This is a genomic window from Streptomyces sp. NPDC048566, from assembly GCF_043199735.1.
Classification (GTDB): Bacteria; Actinomycetota; Actinomycetes; order Streptomycetales; family Streptomycetaceae; genus Streptomyces.
Window position 1 is genome coordinate 263,712 of the sequence record NZ_JBICWL010000005.1, and the last position, 16,015, is coordinate 279,726.

16 protein-coding genes and 1 tRNA gene are annotated in these 16,015 nt (G+C 75.5%); 11 read left to right on the forward strand and 6 right to left on the reverse strand.

Annotated features, from left to right (window positions below; genetic code table 11):
- Nucleotides 1–234: 234 nt before the first annotated feature.
- Nucleotides 235–1,641, reverse strand: coding sequence for an MFS transporter (locus ACGFS9_RS11850; RefSeq protein WP_393252435.1), 1,407 nt, complete (start codon nt 1,639–1,641; stop codon nt 235–237).
- Between the two features lie 563 nt (nt 1,642–2,204).
- Here ACGFS9_RS11850 and ACGFS9_RS11855 point away from each other — a divergent pair.
- Together ACGFS9_RS11855 and ACGFS9_RS11860 are read left to right on the forward strand one after the other, a co-directional pair.
- On the forward strand, nt 2,205–2,903 hold the full coding sequence (locus tag ACGFS9_RS11855) for an NADPH-dependent F420 reductase (RefSeq protein WP_393252437.1): 699 nt from the start codon (nt 2,205–2,207) through the stop codon (nt 2,901–2,903).
- Nucleotides 2,904–3,030: 127 nt separating this feature from the next.
- Entirely contained in the window at nt 3,031–3,621 is a 591-nt protein-coding gene (locus ACGFS9_RS11860) for a TetR/AcrR family transcriptional regulator (RefSeq protein WP_393252438.1), read from the forward strand.
- A 227-nt stretch (nt 3,622–3,848) separates the two neighbouring features.
- Here ACGFS9_RS11860 and ACGFS9_RS11865 read toward each other — a convergent pair whose 3' ends face one another.
- Entirely contained in the window at nt 3,849–4,118 is a 270-nt protein-coding gene (locus ACGFS9_RS11865; protein WP_393252439.1) for a tautomerase family protein, read from the reverse strand.
- 581 nt (nt 4,119–4,699) lie between these two features.
- Between ACGFS9_RS11865 and ACGFS9_RS11870 the strand changes: the two genes are divergently transcribed.
- The 8 genes from ACGFS9_RS11870 to ACGFS9_RS11905 all read left to right on the forward strand — a co-directional run bounded on the left by ACGFS9_RS11870 (nt 4,700) and on the right by ACGFS9_RS11905 (nt 12,294).
- A complete protein-coding gene (locus ACGFS9_RS11870) occupies nt 4,700–5,707 on the forward strand; it encodes an Acg family FMN-binding oxidoreductase (protein WP_393252440.1) in 1,008 nt (335 codons plus the stop codon).
- Between the two features lie 359 nt (nt 5,708–6,066).
- Nucleotides 6,067–7,296, forward strand: a complete 1,230-nt coding sequence (locus ACGFS9_RS11875) for an FAD-dependent oxidoreductase (protein WP_393252441.1) — start codon at nt 6,067–6,069, stop codon at nt 7,294–7,296.
- A 208-nt stretch (nt 7,297–7,504) separates the two neighbouring features.
- The gene (locus ACGFS9_RS11880; RefSeq protein WP_393252629.1) at nt 7,505–8,863 is read left to right on the forward strand and encodes a rhodanese-like domain-containing protein; all 1,359 of its coding nucleotides are present in this window, start codon (nt 7,505–7,507) and stop codon (nt 8,861–8,863) included.
- A 47-nt stretch (nt 8,864–8,910) separates the two neighbouring features.
- Nucleotides 8,911–9,276 (forward strand): rhodanese-like domain-containing protein, encoded by a 366-nt coding sequence (locus ACGFS9_RS11885; protein ID WP_393252442.1) that lies wholly within the window; start codon nt 8,911–8,913, stop codon nt 9,274–9,276.
- On the forward strand, nt 9,273–10,016 hold the full coding sequence (locus ACGFS9_RS11890; RefSeq protein WP_393252444.1) for a sulfite exporter TauE/SafE family protein: 744 nt from the start codon (nt 9,273–9,275) through the stop codon (nt 10,014–10,016). The genes ACGFS9_RS11885 and ACGFS9_RS11890 overlap by 4 nt, the downstream gene beginning before the upstream one ends.
- Nucleotides 10,017–10,177: 161 nt before the next feature.
- A complete protein-coding gene (locus ACGFS9_RS11895; RefSeq protein ID WP_393252446.1) occupies nt 10,178–10,765 on the forward strand; it encodes a rhodanese-like domain-containing protein in 588 nt (195 codons plus the stop codon).
- A 270-nt stretch (nt 10,766–11,035) separates the two neighbouring features.
- Complete coding sequence (locus ACGFS9_RS11900) at nt 11,036–11,323, forward strand: metal-sensitive transcriptional regulator (RefSeq protein WP_393252630.1); 288 nt, start codon at nt 11,036–11,038, stop codon at nt 11,321–11,323.
- A 575-nt stretch (nt 11,324–11,898) separates the two neighbouring features.
- Entirely contained in the window at nt 11,899–12,294 is a 396-nt protein-coding gene (locus ACGFS9_RS11905) for a DUF302 domain-containing protein (RefSeq protein WP_393252448.1), read from the forward strand.
- A 214-nt stretch (nt 12,295–12,508) separates the two neighbouring features.
- On the opposite strand, the gene ACGFS9_RS11910 is transcribed toward ACGFS9_RS11905, so the two are convergent.
- On the reverse strand, nt 12,509–13,096 hold the full coding sequence (locus ACGFS9_RS11910; RefSeq protein WP_393252449.1) for a class I SAM-dependent methyltransferase: 588 nt from the start codon (nt 13,094–13,096) through the stop codon (nt 12,509–12,511).
- A gap of 410 nt (nt 13,097–13,506) precedes the next feature.
- Between ACGFS9_RS11910 and ACGFS9_RS11915 the strand changes: the two genes are divergently transcribed.
- Nucleotides 13,507–13,959: an OsmC family protein gene (locus tag ACGFS9_RS11915; protein WP_393252451.1), complete on the forward strand. Its 453-nt coding sequence runs from the start codon at nt 13,507–13,509 to the stop codon at nt 13,957–13,959.
- Between the two features lie 60 nt (nt 13,960–14,019).
- Here the strand turns inward: ACGFS9_RS11915 and ACGFS9_RS11920 are convergent, their stop codons facing one another.
- The 3 genes from ACGFS9_RS11920 to ACGFS9_RS11930 form a co-directional block, all read right to left on the reverse strand.
- Nucleotides 14,020–14,361 (reverse strand): YciI family protein, encoded by a 342-nt coding sequence (locus tag ACGFS9_RS11920; RefSeq protein WP_393252453.1) that lies wholly within the window; start codon nt 14,359–14,361, stop codon nt 14,020–14,022.
- A gap of 194 nt (nt 14,362–14,555) precedes the next feature.
- A complete protein-coding gene (locus tag ACGFS9_RS11925) occupies nt 14,556–15,497 on the reverse strand; it encodes a diacylglycerol/lipid kinase family protein (protein ID WP_393252455.1) in 942 nt (313 codons plus the stop codon).
- A gap of 79 nt (nt 15,498–15,576) precedes the next feature.
- A tRNA-Cys gene (locus tag ACGFS9_RS11930) sits at nt 15,577–15,663 on the reverse strand.
- Nucleotides 15,664–16,015: the final 352 nt, after the last annotated feature.

The following is a 16,015-nucleotide window of genomic DNA, read 5'->3' on the forward strand; positions in this document are numbered from 1 at the left end:
ACCCCGCCCACGTCGGGCCCGGGCGCCTTCGAGCCGCCGCCGCCTGCGACATGCCGGGAACGGCCGTACGACCGCCGTTTCAGGTCGCCCTCCGCGCCCGCCCCCGCGTTCGGAGGGCAAGCCGGTGAGGCTCCCGGTGGAGACGGGCTTTGGCGGTCCCGATCTCCCGTTTGACCGAGTCTCCGCCGCGTCGACGGCACAACGCCCGCGTTCCAGCGGCAGATTGGGGACGGCTCACGGCCTGCCCTCACCGGTGATCGTCACCTCCTCCGGCTCGCCGCCGGGGAAGGCGAGCGGATAGAGGCGGCCGTAGGCATCCGGGACGGCGTCGTCGGGCAGGGTCAGCACCGTGCGCAGGTCGCGGCTGGTGGCGCCGGCGGCGGTCGCGGCGAGGACGGCCAGGCCGAGGGCGGCCATGGCGGGCCCCTCCCAGAGGCGTTCGGCGAGGGAGCCGCCGAGCAGGTTGCCGAGCGGGATGGCCAGTCCGGACAGGAAGGTGACGCCGGCGGTGACGCGGTTGCGCATCCCGGCGGGGGTGGCGAGGACCCGCACGGTGGACGTGGTGACCGTGACCGTGACGAGTCCGACGCCGCCGACGAGGAAGCAGGCGGCGAGTACGGCCGCCAGCGGGCCGGGGCGGCCGGTGAGACGTGCGGCGGCGAGCCCGGCGGCGAGGATCGACAGGCCGGTGGCGGTGAAGCCGGCCGTCACGGTGGTGAATCGGGTGCGCGTGCCGCGGGTGCGGCGGGCGACGGGACCGGTGCTCCCGAGCAGCAGCCCGACGCCGAACGCCGCCTCGGCCACCCCCATCAGCCAGGTGGCGTCGGGGAAGGCGCGGCGGGTCAGCGCGGGCAGGAGCACGGCGAAGACCGGGTAGAGGGCGAGGTTGACGGCGAGGGCCAGCAGGGCGAGGTGGAACTCGGAGCGTATCCGGTGCACGGCACGCCATCCGTCGACGGTGCCGCGGTACCACGTCGCAAGGGACGTCCGGCCGCCCCTGCCCGGAGGGGCTCCGCCACCGGTCGTCTCCGGGGAGGTGGCGGAGACCGTCGCCACGAGGAGACAACTCACCGCCACGGCAATGGTGTTGATCGCGAGGGTGGGTCCGGTGCCGGCGAGGCCGAGCAGGACGGCGGCCACGATCGGCCCCAGCACGGAGGACAGTGCCATGACACCGCCGCGGCGCCGCATGGCCGTCTCGACGAGCGCGACCGGCACCAGGGACCGCACCAGGGTGGTCTGCACGGGTTCGCGCACGCCGTTGCACAGCCCGATCACGACGAGACCGGCGGCCAGGACGACCGGTTGGTAGAGGCCGGCCAGGTGGAGGCCGGTCAGGCCGGCGACCAGCACGGCGCTGACGAGGTAGCAGGCGGTGACGAGCCGGTCGGGCCGGTGGGTGTCGCCGAGCCGGCCGAGCAGTCCCCGGGCGAGGACCTCGGCGCCCGAGCCGGCGGCGACCAGTGCGGCGAAGGAGGTCGCGCTGCCGGTGCGCCCCAAGGACCACCAGGCGATGGCCAGTTGTCCGCAGCGGGTGCCGATGCCGTTGAGGAGGATCGCGGCCTGCACCGCGGTGAACGCACGGCCCGGGCGGGTCGCGTCCGCGGCGGTCTCGGGGGGTGTGATCGTGGAGTCCTGCATCGCGAAACGACGGTCTCTTTCCGGGGTGGGCGGGGCGCCGACCGGCGGTGGGGGCACCGACCGGGACGAGGCGTCCGACGACGACGGGTTCGGCCCGGACTGCGGCAGCGACGGCGCGGACCGGGCGGAGTGTTCGTACCATGCCGGCGCCCTCGGAGCGACGGCGGAATCGCCCGCCGGAACGAGTACGGCCGCGCCTTCGTCCGCACGCCGGAGGGAAGCCTGCACGAGGTCTTCACGACCCCGGGAGGCTGCACTCTGATCGCCCGCTGACCCTCCGCTCCTGTCGCGGCGGTGGCCTCCCCTGGTGAGGGCGAGGTCACCGCCGCACGGCTTTCACCCGACTCGACCGCTCCACCCGCACCACGGACCCCGGCCGACCCGCCGGTTCCACCCGGCCGCCACACCGGGCCGGCCGGCCGGAACCGCGCCAACCGCCGAAACGGCGACCCCGCCACGCCCTTCACACCCTCGCCGCCCCACTTGCAATACCGAACCACTCGGTTTAGGTTTTCCACATCGGCCGGACCGGCCGTCCCGTCCGCACCGCTCGAAGGAATCCCATGCGCTACGCCGTCCTCGGCACCGGCATCGTCGGCCGGACCCTCGCCGCCAAGCTCAGCGGTCTCGGTCACGAGACCGTCGTCGGCACCCGTGACCCGGAAGTCACCCTCGCCCGCACCGAGCCCGACGGATACGGCAACCCGCCCTTCGCCCACTGGCAGGCCGGGCACCCCGCGGTGCGCCTCACCCCGTTCGCCGAGGCGTCGGGCCGGGCCGATACCGTGATCAACACGACCGCGGGTGCGGCCAGCCTGGAGGTCCTGTCCGCCGCGGGCGCGGACAACCTGGCCGGCAAGGTGCTCGTCGACATCGCCAACCCGCTGGACTTCTCCGCCGGGATGCCGCCGTCGCTGGACCCGGTCAACACCGACAGCCTCGGCGAGCGGATCCAGCGCGCGTTCCCGCGAGCGCGGGTCGTCAAGACGCTCAACACGATGAACTGCGCGGTCATGGTCGACCCGTCCCGGGTGGCGGGCGAGCACGAGGTGTTCGTCTCCGGCGACGACGCCGACGCCAAGAAGCAGGTCGAGGAGATGCTGCTGTCCTTCGGCTGGCCGCCGGCGAGCATCGTCGACCTGGGCGACATCACCACCGCGCGCGGCACCGAGATGCTGCTGCCCCTCTGGCTGCGCCTGTGGGGCGCACTCGGGCACGGCGACTTCAACTTCCACATCGCGGGCGCCCGCCCCGGCGCCTGACCGACGGCGCCGGCACTCCGGCCGGGCGGCGGAAGGGGACGCCACGACCCCTCTCGGCCCCTTCCGCCGAACGGCCCCGCACGCCACTCCGAACCGGCGGGTTCGGGAACTCGACTACGCTGACCAGGTGAGTGGAACGGAAACCAGGACCGCGGGGCGCCCGCGCTCGGCCGAGAAGGACACCGCCATCCTGCGGGCCGCCTTGAGCCTGCTGGCCTCCGAGGGCTACACGCGCATGAGCCTCAGTCAGGTGGCCGCCGCCGCGCAGGTCAGCAAGTCGACCATCCATCTGCGCTGGAAGACCAAGGCGGATCTCCTCACCGCGGCTCTCGCCGCCGCCCGCATGGCCGAGGCCCCGCCGCCCGGCACCGACCTCCACACCTACCTGGTGAACATCCTGGAGGACTTCGCCGCCACCGTCGAACGCGTCAACGGCATGGCCCTCATCGGCACCTGCCTCGCCGAGGAGGCCCACACCCCCGAACTCCTGGCCCTGCTGCGCGAACGCACCGTACTGCCCCGCCGATCGCTGCTGCGCGCGGCACTGGAGCAGGCGCGGCACGACGGGCGGATCCGCGAGGACGCGGATCTCGACGCGGCCGTGTCGGCTCTGCTGGGTCCGTACTACGCCGACTACATGGCGGGCCGGGCCGGCCGTCCGGGATGGGCCGAGCAAGCGGTCACCCTCGTCCTCACGGCGCTGCGGCCCGGCGCCTGAGGCAGCCGGGCCGCCGCGGACGCACCGGCGGCGGGGGTCGCACCCGGCGGGGGTCGCACCCGGGGGTCGACCCCGAACGGGGACGACCCCCGGCGACGGGGATCGCGCACCGGACGGCCGGCGTGAAAGGCGACGGCCGTCTCGGACCGCGGGCCCGCGCCCAGCCGACACCCGCGCGGCCGTACCCGCCGGGGCGGCACCCCGCGTCGCGGGACCGTCACCGGTCCCTAGTACGCCGTCGCCGCGTTCGTCCGGGCCCAGGTCCTCTCCGCGTCGGACACGGGCGGGGGCGGCACGAAGCCGTTGATCATCCAGAGGTCGCTGCTGGTCTCGTCGATGTGGAACTCCCAGTGCAAGCCAGGGAGTTGCGCGAGGTGGGAGCGGAGCCTGCCGCCGACCCACCGGGCCGTCCGGCGCCGCGCCGACCCGTCGGGATCGCGCCGGGCGATGTGGTCGACGGCGATCCGCAGCCCGAGGGCGGTGGGCCGTCCGCCCACCAGAAAGTCCCCGGGTGCGATCTCTTGGAAACAGGACGACCACGTAGAAGCGGGGCAGGCCGGCCCTCGTCGACCCGGCGGCCACGGCCGCGCTCATCACGTCGCCGGCCTCCGGGAGCTGAAAACCGGCCCGGCCCGGCCGTGAGCGCCGGAGGATGCCTGCCGGTGGACCGGGCGGCACCCGGGCGGGGTGCCGGGTGGCGCCGCTCACCCGGGCCGTCCGGCGGGCCCGGTCGGCCCGGGCCGCGCGGCGTCCGACCCCTTGCGCGGCCGACGGCGTCGGCAGGGTCCGGCACGGGGCGTCCACCGCCGCCCGACCGCGTTCGGCCCCCGCCGGGCCGTCCCGGGCCGGGCGGCGGCCCGCCTCCGGACGGGGGTCCGGGCCGCCTCGCCGGGGCCCGCCGCGGCCCGGGCGGAGGACGATCACGGCACCGCGCAACCCGCGCGACCGGTGGCGGAGCACGTCGCGGCCGTCCAGCCCGCGGGACGGGACGGTCGGCCCCTGCGCATCGGGCAGCCGCGGGTCCAGCCTGAGGAGAGCCGCACGCCCGCGGCCCCACCTCGTCCGGCGGGAGGCCGCCATGTCCTCGACCTATCCGGACGCGGCGACGCTGGAGCAGCTCGTGTCCGCCGCCGTCGCAGCACCGTCGATGCACAACACGCAGCCGTGGCGCTTCCGGCTGGCCGGCGACGATCCCGTCCTGGAGATCCACGCCGCGGCGGAGCGGGCGCTGCCCTTCGAGGATCCGCACGGCAGGGCCCTGCACCTCGCTGCCGGTGCCGCGCTGTTCAACCTGCGTTTGGCAGTGGCGCACCTTGGCCGCCGGCCGGTGACACGGCTGCTCCCCGATCCGCGCGACCCCGGGCTTCTCGGCTCCGTGCGGATCGCCGGCCGGGCGGGCAACCACACGGTGCACTCCCCCGAGTTGTACGACGCCATCTGGCGCCGCCACAGCAGCCGGCTCCCCTTCCGCAACGAGGGCGTGCCCGGCCCCCTCCTGCTCGCCCTGATGGAAGCGGCCCATCCGGAGGGGGCGCGGCTCACGGTGCCGGGTCCGCGCGAGGCGGCGCGCCTGCTGCGTGTGACGGCGCAGGCCGAGCAGCGCAACCACGACGACGCGAGGCGCACGGTCGAGAGCCGCCGCTGGACGGACCGGGACGCCGGCGCCGACAGCGGGATTCCGTCGACCGCCCTCGGACCCCAGGACGCGTTCGAACGGCTGCCGATGCGGGACTTCTCCGCGCGCCGTCCCGCGGAGCGGCTGCCCGCGCGGTCGTTCGAGCATTCCCCGACCATCGCCTCGCTGACCACGGCCCACGACCGGCGCTGCGACTGGCTGCGCGCCGGCCAGGCGATGCAGCACGTCCTGCTGGTCGCCACGGCCCACGGGCTGCGGACCTCGCTCCTGCACCAGGCACTGGAGTGGCCCGAGCTGCGGGACCGGTTGCGGAGCCGGACGGCGCCCTTCGACCACGTGCAGATGCTGATCCGGCTCGGGTACGGCCCCGAGGGCGGGCCGACTCCCCGCCGTGCCGGCCGGCTGTTCCTGGAGGAGGCCGCGCCGTCCCCCCGGGAGCGGGCGACCTGACGCGGAAGCGAGGTGACCGGCAGGGCCGTGCCCGGCCGCCCGCAGGGGCTCGTGCGCCCGCCCGCGCCCGCCGTCCGTGGACGGCCGCGCGCCGAGGTCGGGTCGCCGGGTTACCTCCCGGGCAAAATACCCTGCCGGGTATTTGACCGCCTCGCGGCGCTTCCGTACGCTCACTGCCGAAAACACCCCTGGGGGTATTTGAGAAGGCAACCAACGGATGTGCGGCGCCCGTCCCGAAGGGCCCCGGACCAGCGGGCGACCCGTCCCCGGACCCGTCGGCGCGCCGGGCGCCGGGCGCCGGGCGGGCGTCGCCGCCATCGCCTCACGGCCCGCCGGGCCGGACGGGAAGGACGTCGAGCATGGTCGCGAGCCCCTCACCCCGCAACGAACCGATCGCCGGCCGGCACCGCGTCGCCGTCGTCGGCGGCGGCAGTGCCGGAATCAGTGTCGCCGCCCGGCTGCGCCGCGCCGGGGTCACCGGCATCACCCTGGTCGAGCCCTCCGACAGCCACTGGTACCAGCCGCTGTGGACGCTGGTGGGCGGCGGCCAGGCGCCGCTGCGCAGCACCCGGCGCCCCGAGGCGTCGGTCGTCCCGGACGGCGTGCGGTGGATACGCCGGGCCGCCCGCGCCGTCGACCCCGAGGCGCGGACGCTCACCCTGGACACGGGCTCCGAACTCGCCTACGAGTACCTGGTGATGGCGCCCGGCCTGCAACTGGACTGGGACGGTGTGCCGGGCCTCGCCGGCGCGATGGCGCACGACCGCGTGTGCAGCAACTACGCACCCGAGTACGCCCCGCGGACCTGGGAGCTGATCAAGGGCATGCGCTCCGGCACAGCCGTCTTCACCCATCCGGCGACGCCGCTGAAGTGCGGGGGCGCACCCCAGAAGATCGCGTACCTGGCGGCGGACCACTGGCGCCGGCGGAAGGTGCTGGACCACATCCGGGTCGTCCTCGTCATCCCCGATCCCGTGCTGTTCAAGGTGCCGGAGTGGGAGCGCGTGCTGGAGCGGGTGGCGCGGCGGTACGGCATCGAGGTGCGGCTGAGTTCGGAGATGACCGCGGTGGACGCGGACCGCGGGGAGGTCGTCCTGACCGATCGCGCGAACGGCACCGCCGAGACGGTCCCCTACGACCTGCTGCACGCGGTGCCGCCGCAGAGCGCGCCCGACTGGGTCAAGCGGAGTCCGCTCGCCGACCCGGCGAGCCCGCAGGGGTTCGTCGCCGCCGACCGGCACACGCTGCGGCACCCGCGGTATCCGACCGTGTTCACGCTCGGTGACGTGGCGAACCTGCCGACCTCGAAGACGGGTGCCGCCATCCGCAAGCAGGCGCCGGTCGTGGCCGCGAACCTGATCGACGCGATGGCCGGCAGGCGTCCGGCGCGGCGCTACGACGGCTACACCTCCTGCCCGCTGGTGACCGCCCGCGACCGGATGGTGCTCGCCGAGTTCGACTACGACCTGAAGCCCGCGCCGACGTTCCCGCTGATCGACACCTTCAGGGAACGGCGCGACATGTGGCTCTTCAAGCGATACGCGCTGCCGCAGCTCTACTGGCGCGGCATGCTGACCGGCCGCATCTGACCCGGCCGCCGGGCCGGGGCGGGCCTGGTCCGCCCCGGCCCGCCCAGGCGCCACCGGGCCGCCGCAGGGCGCGCCCCCGGGGCCGCCGGGCAGGGCCGGCGGCCGCGCGACGGGGGACCTCCAGCATCGACGGAATACCCCCGGGGGTACTCATGTTACGGTGGAGTACATACCCGGGGGGGTAATTATCGTGGGAAGGGACATCTTCGTGTTCTTCATCGACACCATCGAGCTCGAGGGCCTGGGCAACCGCCACTACCTGGCCGGCGGCGGCCGGCAGGCAGTGGCCGTGGACCCGCCGCGCGACGTCGACCAGGTGCTGGCCGCCGCCGCCCGGCGCGGGGTGCGGATCTCGCACGTGGTCGAGACCCACCTCCACAACGACTACGTCACCGGGGGGCTCGAGCTGGCCCGGGTCACCGGCGCCCGGTACCTGGTACCGGCGGCGGCCCGCGTCTCGTTCGCCCGGGTGCCGGTGGCCGACGGCGACACCGTGACCGTCGACGACGGCCTGGAGCTGCGGGCGGTCGCGACCCCCGGTCACACGCCCCACCACACCGCCTACGTCCTGCTGGAGCAGGGGCAGCCGGTGGCCGCGTTCACCGGCGGATCACTGCTGATCGGGACCGTGGGCCGGCCCGACCTGGTCGAGCCGCGGCTGACCGAGGACCTGGCCCGCGCCCAGCACGCCTCCGCCCACCGCCTCGCGGCGGAGCTGCCGGACGAGACGGCCGTCCTGCCCACCCACGGGTTCGGCAGCTTCTGCTCCTCCGCCCAGGCAGAGGGCGACGCCACGACGATCGGCAAGGAAAAGGCCGTCAACGCGGCACTCACCGAGGACGTCGACTCCTTCGTCGCCCGGCTCCTCGCCGACCTCGACGACGTGCCCGCGTACTACGCGCACATGGGCCCCGCGAACGCCGCCGGACCCGCCCCGGTGGACCTGACGCCGCCGGCCGTCGCGGACGCCGGGGAGATCGCCTCCCGGCTCGCGGCCGGCGAGTGGGTGGTGGACCTGCGCAACCGGGTCGCGTTCGCCGAGGGCCACGTCGCCGGCTCCTTCAACTTCGAGGCCGAGGGCAAGATCGCCACGTACCTGGCCTGGATGATCCCGTGGGGCAAGCCCGTGACGCTGCTCGCCGAGTCCCCCGGGCAACTGGCCGACGCGCAGCGCGAACTCGTCCGGGTCGGCATCGACCGTCCCGCGTCCGCCGCGACCGGGACCCCGCAGGAGTGGACGCCCGAGGGCGTCGCCCCGGCCTCCTTCCCGCGCTCCACCTTCGCGGGCCTCGCCGAGCACGGCACCGACGGGATCGTGGTGCTGGACGTGCGCCGGGACTCCGAGCGGGCCGCCGGACACCTCGCGGGCTCCGTGCACATCCCGATCCACCAGCTGCACAAGCGGCTGCACGAGGTCCCGGCCGGAACCGTGTGGGTGCACTGCGCGGGCGGCATGCGGGCCGGGATCGCGGCCTCACTGCTGGACGCCGCCGGGCGGGACGTGGTGGCCGTGGACGACGGCTTCGACTCCGCCGCCGACGCGGGACTGACCGTCGTCACCGGCTGACCGGCACCACCCGTCCGCCCCCACAACTCCCCCCGAGAGGTTTCGAGATGTCCTTCTTCCGTCGTGGCGCCGACCGCGTCACCGTGGACGAGGCCCGTCGGCGCACGCAGGGCGGCGACGCACCCGCCGTCCTGCTGGACGTGCGCGAGCGGGCCGAGTGGAGCGCGGGGCACGCCCCCGGCGCCGTCCACCTGCCCCTGTCCTCCCTGGCCACCGGCGCGGCCCTGCCGTCCGCGGCCCAGGGCCGGCCGCTGGTGGTGATCTGCCGCAGCGGACGCCGTTCGCAGCAGGCGGCCGATCTGCTGACCGGACGGGGCGCCGACGCGGTGGACGTGAAGGGCGGCATGCAGGCGTGGGCCGCCGCGGGGCACCCTGTCGTCGACGGACACGGGAACAGCGGCTCGATAGCATGACCGCACTGATCCTCGCGCTGGTCGCCGGTGCCGTCGTCGGCCTGGCCCTGGGCGGTCTCGGCGGGGGCGGCAGCGTCCTCGCGGTCCCCGCCCTCATCTACCTCCTCGGCTTCACCCCCGCCGAGGCCACCACCGCCAGCCTCGTCATCGTGACCCTGACGTCGGTCACCGCGCTCGCCGGGCACGCCCGGGACGGCAACGTGGCCTGGCGGACGGGCCTGCTGTTCGCGGCGGCCGGCATCGTGCCCGCGATGATCGCGGGCGCGCTGGCCGGACACCTTCCGCAGACGCTGCTGACCCTGGCGTTCGCTGTCCTCGCCGCGCTCGCGGCCCTGCGCATGCTGCGGCCCGCTCGCGGCGGCCCCACCGGCGCGGTGCGGCCCGGCAAGGCCGCGGCGGCGGGCGGCGGACTGGGCGCGGTGACCGGATTCCTCGGGGTGGGCGGCGGCTTCCTCGCGGTCCCCGCCCTGGTGAGCGTGCTCAGCCTGCCCATGCGCCGGGCCGTCGGCACCAGCCTGCTGGTCATCACGATCAACTCGCTCGCCGCCCTCGGCGCCCGGGCCGGCACCGGCACACACCTGGACTGGGCGGTCGTCGCCCCCTTCACGGCGGCGGCCATCCTCGGCGCCTGGGACGGCAAACGCCTGGCGAAGAAGCTCGACGTGCAGTCGCTGCAACGCCTCTTCGCCTACGTGCTCCTCGCGGTCGCCGCCTTCATGGTGGTGGACGTCCTCGTGTGACCGCCTTCCCGGCGGCACCCAGGGGGCCACCCGCATCCGGCACCCGCCCGATCCGCGCCACCCTCGCACGCACCCCTTCTTTCGCACCCACGCACAACCCATCACCCATCGGGAATCGCCCGCAGCGGGAATTCCCGGCACACCGGAGGACTTACACCACCATGACCACCCCCACCCCCACCCCCACCGCCATCGAGCCCCGCCACGCCAGCAGCCGCCTGCACGAACTCACCGTCATCGACGTGCGCACCCCCGGCGAGTACGCCGGAGGCCACCTCCCCGGGGCCCTGAACATCCCGCTCGACCAGATGCAGCGGGCCCTGCCCGACATCCGCGAGGCGGCACGGCGCGGCGACATCCTCGTGGTCTGCGCCTCCGGAGCCCGCTCCGAGAACGCCTGCCGCACCCTCGCGGAGAACGGCATCGACACCGCCACGCTCTCCGGAGGCACCGGCGCCTGGGCCGCCCAGGGCCACGACCTGCACCGTCCCGAGGGCGGCGGCAAGACCACGTGGGCCATGGAACGGCAGGTGCGCCTGACCGCCGGGTCGGTCGTGCTGCTCGGCCTCGCGCTGGGCGAGGTGGTCCACCCCGCGTTCCGGCTGCTGTCCGCGGGCATCGCCGGCGGGCTGGTCTTCTCGGCCGTCACCAACACCTGCGGCATGGCGGCGATGCTCGCGAAGCTCCCCCACAACCGGCCCGGCAAGGCCGACCTCGACGCCACGCTCGCCCGGCTGCGCAACGGCTGACGCCGCGCGCACCGCGGGACCGTCCGCGTCCGCCGCCGCACCGCTGCGGCGGCATGCGGACACGAGCGGCCGGGCGGACCCGCGAGCGGGACGTGGGGTGGAGGGTCTCCCGCATGCGGTGCGGGCCGGTGGCGCGCCCGCGCCATGCCGGGCCGATCAAGGGGGCGGGGCGATGTGGGCGGCGCCACGGAGGCTGTCATCCTTGTTCGTCACAGGTACCCCCGGACATGGGGAGTATATTACCCCTGGGGGTATTCATGAGGAGTGATGATGGATCTTGATCTGGCGGGAGCCGAACTGAAGTCGGTCCTGAACCGGCTGCGCCGGGCGCAGGGCCAGATCTCGGGCGTGATCCGGATGATCGAAGAGGGCCGCGACTGCGAGGAGGTCGTCACGCAGCTGGCGGCGGCGTCGCGCGCGCTGGACCGGGCGGGCTTCGCGATCATCGCGACCGGGCTCCAGCAGTGCCTGACCGACCTGGAGGACGGCAGCCGCTCCGGCGAGGACCGCGACGCGATGCGCGGCCGGCTGGAGAAGCTGTTCCTGTCCCTGGCCTGACCCGGCCCGCTCGTCACGGGCGGTGCGGCGGACCGCCGCCGCCACCACGCGCCCGTCACCACGGCCGACCGGACCGAACCCCCACGCATGCACGCCCCGTCACCTCCGCGCCGGTGGCGGGGCGGAGTCGTTCACCGGGCGCGGCCGGTCGACCCCGCGACGACACTCCCCTCGGAGCCCCCGACCGGCCCGACGGGACGGCCACGGCGTACCGCCGGCCGGACCGGCAGCGGCCACGGGGACGGCGCCACGCGGGACGGCACCACGCTCCCCGCCCCCGGACGCGCCACCCCCGACACCGCTCCCCAACCTCAGGGGCCAGGGACACGCCGGGCCGCGGCGCAATGCCGTCGCCCGCGCGCTGCCACACGCGAGCATGCGATCACGGCACCGGGTGAGCACACCACGCGTCAGCCGGGCGAGCACACTCGACCCCTTCGGGGCGATTTCCCCCGCCGGCCGCGCCACCTCAAGCCGCACACTTACCCCCGGGGGTATATTTCAGGGTGTGGCCCCGCCACATCGGGAACAGGGACGCCGGCGTCGCCGGCTCAGGAAGAGCGAGGTGGGACATCGTGCCGTACGACCGCACCGTGAAGGTGGAGGCACCGTTCGAGGAAACGGTGGAGGCTGTGCGCGAGGCGCTGGCCCAGCAGGGTTTCGGGGTCCTGACGGAGATCGACGTCCGGGCGACGCTCAAGGCGAAGCTCGATCACGAGATGGAGCCCTACCTGATCCTCGGCGCCTGCAACCCGCCCCTGGCCCGCCGCGCGCTGGAAGCCGACCGCTCCGTCGGACTGCTGCTGCCCTGCAACGTCGTGGTCCGCACCGAGGACGATCACACGATCGTCCAGGCGATCGACCCGGGCACCATGGTCGCCCTGTCCGGCCTCGACGCGATGGCTCCCGTGGCGGACGAGGCGACGGAGCGCCTCGACGCCGCGCTCAACTCCCTCGCAGCCCGCGGCTGACCGAGGCGCCCCCGGCCACCCGCGCGCTCCGGCCCGGACCGCCGACGGCGCCCGCGCCGGGCCGCCGCGGCACCGCGCTCGCCACAGCGCCGCCCTGCTCCGGACGCAGCACGAGCACGCCGTCACCACCCCGACGGCGGTTGCCGCGCACGGCGGGCCGGCCGGACCCGGATCACGCCGCACACCGCCGAAAGCCGACCGGCGCGGCGCGCTCTCAGCGCCGGACGGCCCGGACCACGGTGTCCAGCGCCACCGCCTCGCCGACCGGGCGCCGGGCGACCTCGGCGACGACGATGTCGGCGCACGGTTCCCACGCGGCGCGGACCTGCTCGACGTCGGACAGCACCCGCACGTCCTGTGGCCCCCCGACGCCGTGCTCGGCGTTGCTCACGTCGTGTCCCACCAGCACCAGGGCGCCACCGGGCCGGGCGGCCCGGCAGGCGGTCTCCAGCACCACCGCCATGTCCGGTGCGGGAAGGTGGAGGTAGGAGATCAGTACCAGGTCGTAGGCGGCCTCCTCGGGGGCGTACCGGGTGGCGTCGGCGACCTCCGCCCGCACCGCGTCCCGGTGGGGCCCGGCCGCCTCCACGATCCGGCGGACGGCGACCGGGGAGAAGTCGACGGCGTCGACGCTCCAGCCGCGTCCGGCCAGCCACGCGGCGTTGCGCCCCTCCCCCGCCGCCAGGTCCAGGGCCCGGCCGGGGGGCAGCCCGGCGGTCTCCCGGACCACCCACCGGTTCGGCTCGGCGGACCACACCCGGTCGGTGGTCCGATAGCGCTCGTCCCAGGCGTCCGCGTCCATGCCTTCTCCTCCGCTTCCCACCGGGCCGCGCCCACCGGCTGCCGTCCGGCGCGCGTGCCGCGGCTCCTCGCCGCGCAACGCTACGCGTTGCCGCCCCGGCCCGCCCCGCGCACCCCGGGCAGAGCGAGCCGCGTCGTCGGGGAAAGGCCGAGGACACGGGCGCCGAACGGCCGGCCCGCACCGTCCGGTGCGGTTTCCTCGGCGGTCCCGTACGCGCCGCGGCTCCTGCGCCCTATTGCCGCAGGACCCGGGCCGACGGCACCGGGCATGACGCCCCGCGCGGTCGGCGGACGGCACCTGGCGCGAGGGCCGAACGGCCCCCGTCGCACCCCGTCGGCCTCTCGCACCGCGGCGCCCGCGGCGGTCGACTGGAGGGGCAGGCAGCCGACACCGGCGAGAAGGGACCGACCATGGCCGGCAGGACACCGCAGATCCAGGACACCCTCCGATCACCGTCCGGGCAGGTGCACCGGCTGGAGGTCAGGCACGTCGACGAGGACGCCTACGCCGTCGACGTGCGGGGACACCGGGTTCGGGTCGACCAGCCGGTCGACGCCGGCGGCACGGACACGGCACCCACCCCCACCGAGTTGTTCGCCGCGTCCCTGGCGACCTGTGTCGCGTTCTACGCGGGCCGCTACCTCCGGCGGCACGGCCTGCCCCGCAGCGGACTGCGCGTCACCACGGAGTTCGGCATGGCGGCCGACCGCCCGGCCCGGATCGGCTCCCTGCGCCTGGTGCTCGTGCCGCCGCCGGAACTCCCCGCGGACCGCCGGGCTGCGCTGCTGGCCGTCGCCTCGCACTGCACCGTCCACAACACCCTGCGCCGGCCCCCCGAGATCACCGTGGAACTGGAGCCCTGAGCGGCACGGGCGCACCGGCTCGGCGGTGCGCCCGTCCCTCCCGGCCGGCGGCCGGACCCCTCAGCTCTCGGGGTCGTACGCGAACTCCCGGACCTCCTGCGCGCACCGGCAGGCGGTCGCGATCTTCGCGGCCCACTCCAGTGCCTGCGCGCGGGAGGGCACGTCGAGCACCGTGTAGCCGCCCTCGATCCGTCGGGTCTGCGGGTACGTGCCCTCGGTCACCGTTCCGTCGCCGTCCACCAGCACCGGTGGGACGCTCTCGTCGATGCCGCCGCCGAACACCCACACACCGGCGGCCTTGGCCTGCGCCACCACCGCGTGCGCCGCGTCCGCCACGGCCGGGAGTTCGCCGTCGGCCACGACCATGGCATCGCTCGGGAACGAGATCAGGTACTTCGTCATCGCGTCGGCTCCTGCTTCGCGCCTCGGGTCCGCCCGGCCGGTCCGGACGACGAGGCCCAGCATGGCGTGCGGGACGCCGCCGTGTCCTGCCGTCCGGTGTGGCGCCCGCGTGTCGGGGGCGGCGCACCGGACGGCAGCGGCACGGGAGGGCGACGGCGGACGCCCGGTGCCGGCGAGGCGGCGCGGAGCGCCCGTCACCTGCCGGGCGGGGGCGCCACGACCCGCAGGGCCCCGGGCACCACGTCCAGCGTGAACCGGTCCCCCGGCGTCTCCAGGACGTCACCGTCGTACTCGAAGACGAGCGGCCGGCCGTCGGTCCGCTCCACGACGATGCTCCGGCCCCGTGCGTAGACCACTCCCTCGCGGCCGACGTGCCCGCCGTCGCGGGCGAGGGCGGGGAGTTCGCGCAGCGGGAGGGCGGCGCCCACGACGCAGACGTCGAGGAGGCCGTCGTCCATGACGGAGTGGGGCAGCAGCCTGAACCGGCCTCCGCGGTGCCGGCCGCCCCCGACGTTGGCGAAGACGGTGGGGCCCTCCTGCACCACCGCGCCGTCGACGAGGACCCGGCCCGGGTAGGGGGTGAAGGTGCGCAGCGATGCCGCGACCGCCTTCTCGTACCGCTCCCGGCCGGCGTCGGCGATGTCGCGGGCCGTGACGAGGGACTGGGCGACGACGCCGGTGGAGGCGCCGAGCAGGGCCGGTGCCCCGTTCTCCGCGACGCGCGCCAGATCGATCGTCCGGACGTGCGGCGCGGTCGCGGCGCAGTCGAGCGCCTCCTGCCAGGGGCGGTCGGCCCAGATCTCGCGGTAGAACGAATTGCCGGTGCCGGTGGGGAGGACGAGCAGGGCGGGCGGCCGGATGCCGGACCGGGCCGCGGAGTCCCCGTCCACCGACAGCCCGGCGGCCACCTCGTGCGCCGTCCCGTCGCCGCCGAGGGCGACCACGAGGTCGGGGCCGCCCGGCGCCGTCGCCTCGGCGGCAGCGGTGCGGGCGTGGCCGGGGTGTCCGGTGACGACGAGGGTCACGGCGCGGCCCGCGTCGGCGAACCGGCGGCGGACCGTCTCGGCCGTGCCGGGCAGGTAGCCGCCCGCGGCGGGGTTGGCCATCACCAGGACCGATGCGAACGGGGCACTCATGACGACGGCCCTCCAAGCCGGGGTGGACACACACGGCGGCGCCGCCGGGGGTCCGGCGGCGCCGCTCGGGCACGTGCTGCGGAGAGGGCAGGATTCGAACCTGCGTGGGCCGAAACCCGAACCAAGTTGCCTCGGTACCCCGTTGGGCCGCTTCGGGTACCTCTCCTCGCGCCGTTCGGCGGGCCTTGGTGCGCTGTCCGCTTCCCGGTGCACCGCAGACTCTTCCCGATGCTCCTGACATTCCGCTGAGACGGGTGTCTCAGGCGCCTCGCAGTGCCGGGCTCTTGCATGGACCGCGCGCCACACGAGGCAGTGCGGGGGCGCGCCCGGTCGGAGGCGCCCCCGCACTGCCGGTCCCCGCAACCGTTGCGCCTCGGGCCGGGCGGGCCGCGGTCCCACGGGCCCGTTCCGTCTGGGGCCGGGCGGGCTCCGGTCCGGGCCGGCTCCCACCGTCCGCGCTTGTCCCGTTCCGTTCCGGCCGCCCGGCCCGCCGTTCGCCCCTGCCGCGCGACCGGCGC

Coding starts and splice junctions, on each gene's coding strand:
- ACGFS9_RS11910 (WP_393252449.1), bottom strand. CDS start 13,096: ATGGACGCGGACGCCTGGGACGAGCGCTATCGGACCACCGACCGGGTG.
- ACGFS9_RS11850 (WP_393252435.1), bottom strand. CDS start 1,641: ATGCAGGACTCCACGATCACACCCCCCGAGACCGCCGCGGACGCGACC.
- ACGFS9_RS11890 (WP_393252444.1), top strand. CDS start 9,273: ATGACCGCACTGATCCTCGCGCTGGTCGCCGGTGCCGTCGTCGGCCTG.
- ACGFS9_RS11925 (WP_393252455.1), bottom strand. CDS start 15,497: ATGAGTGCCCCGTTCGCATCGGTCCTGGTGATGGCCAACCCCGCCGCG.
- ACGFS9_RS11855 (WP_393252437.1), top strand. CDS start 2,205: ATGCGCTACGCCGTCCTCGGCACCGGCATCGTCGGCCGGACCCTCGCC.
- ACGFS9_RS11875 (WP_393252441.1), top strand. CDS start 6,067: ATGGTCGCGAGCCCCTCACCCCGCAACGAACCGATCGCCGGCCGGCAC.
- ACGFS9_RS11915 (WP_393252451.1), top strand. CDS start 13,507: ATGGCCGGCAGGACACCGCAGATCCAGGACACCCTCCGATCACCGTCC.
- ACGFS9_RS11920 (WP_393252453.1), bottom strand. CDS start 14,361: ATGACGAAGTACCTGATCTCGTTCCCGAGCGATGCCATGGTCGTGGCC.
- ACGFS9_RS11895 (WP_393252446.1), top strand. CDS start 10,178: ATGACCACCCCCACCCCCACCCCCACCGCCATCGAGCCCCGCCACGCC.
- ACGFS9_RS11900 (WP_393252630.1), top strand. CDS start 11,036: ATGGATCTTGATCTGGCGGGAGCCGAACTGAAGTCGGTCCTGAACCGG.
- ACGFS9_RS11885 (WP_393252442.1), top strand. CDS start 8,911: ATGTCCTTCTTCCGTCGTGGCGCCGACCGCGTCACCGTGGACGAGGCC.
- ACGFS9_RS11870 (WP_393252440.1), top strand. CDS start 4,700: ATGTCCTCGACCTATCCGGACGCGGCGACGCTGGAGCAGCTCGTGTCC.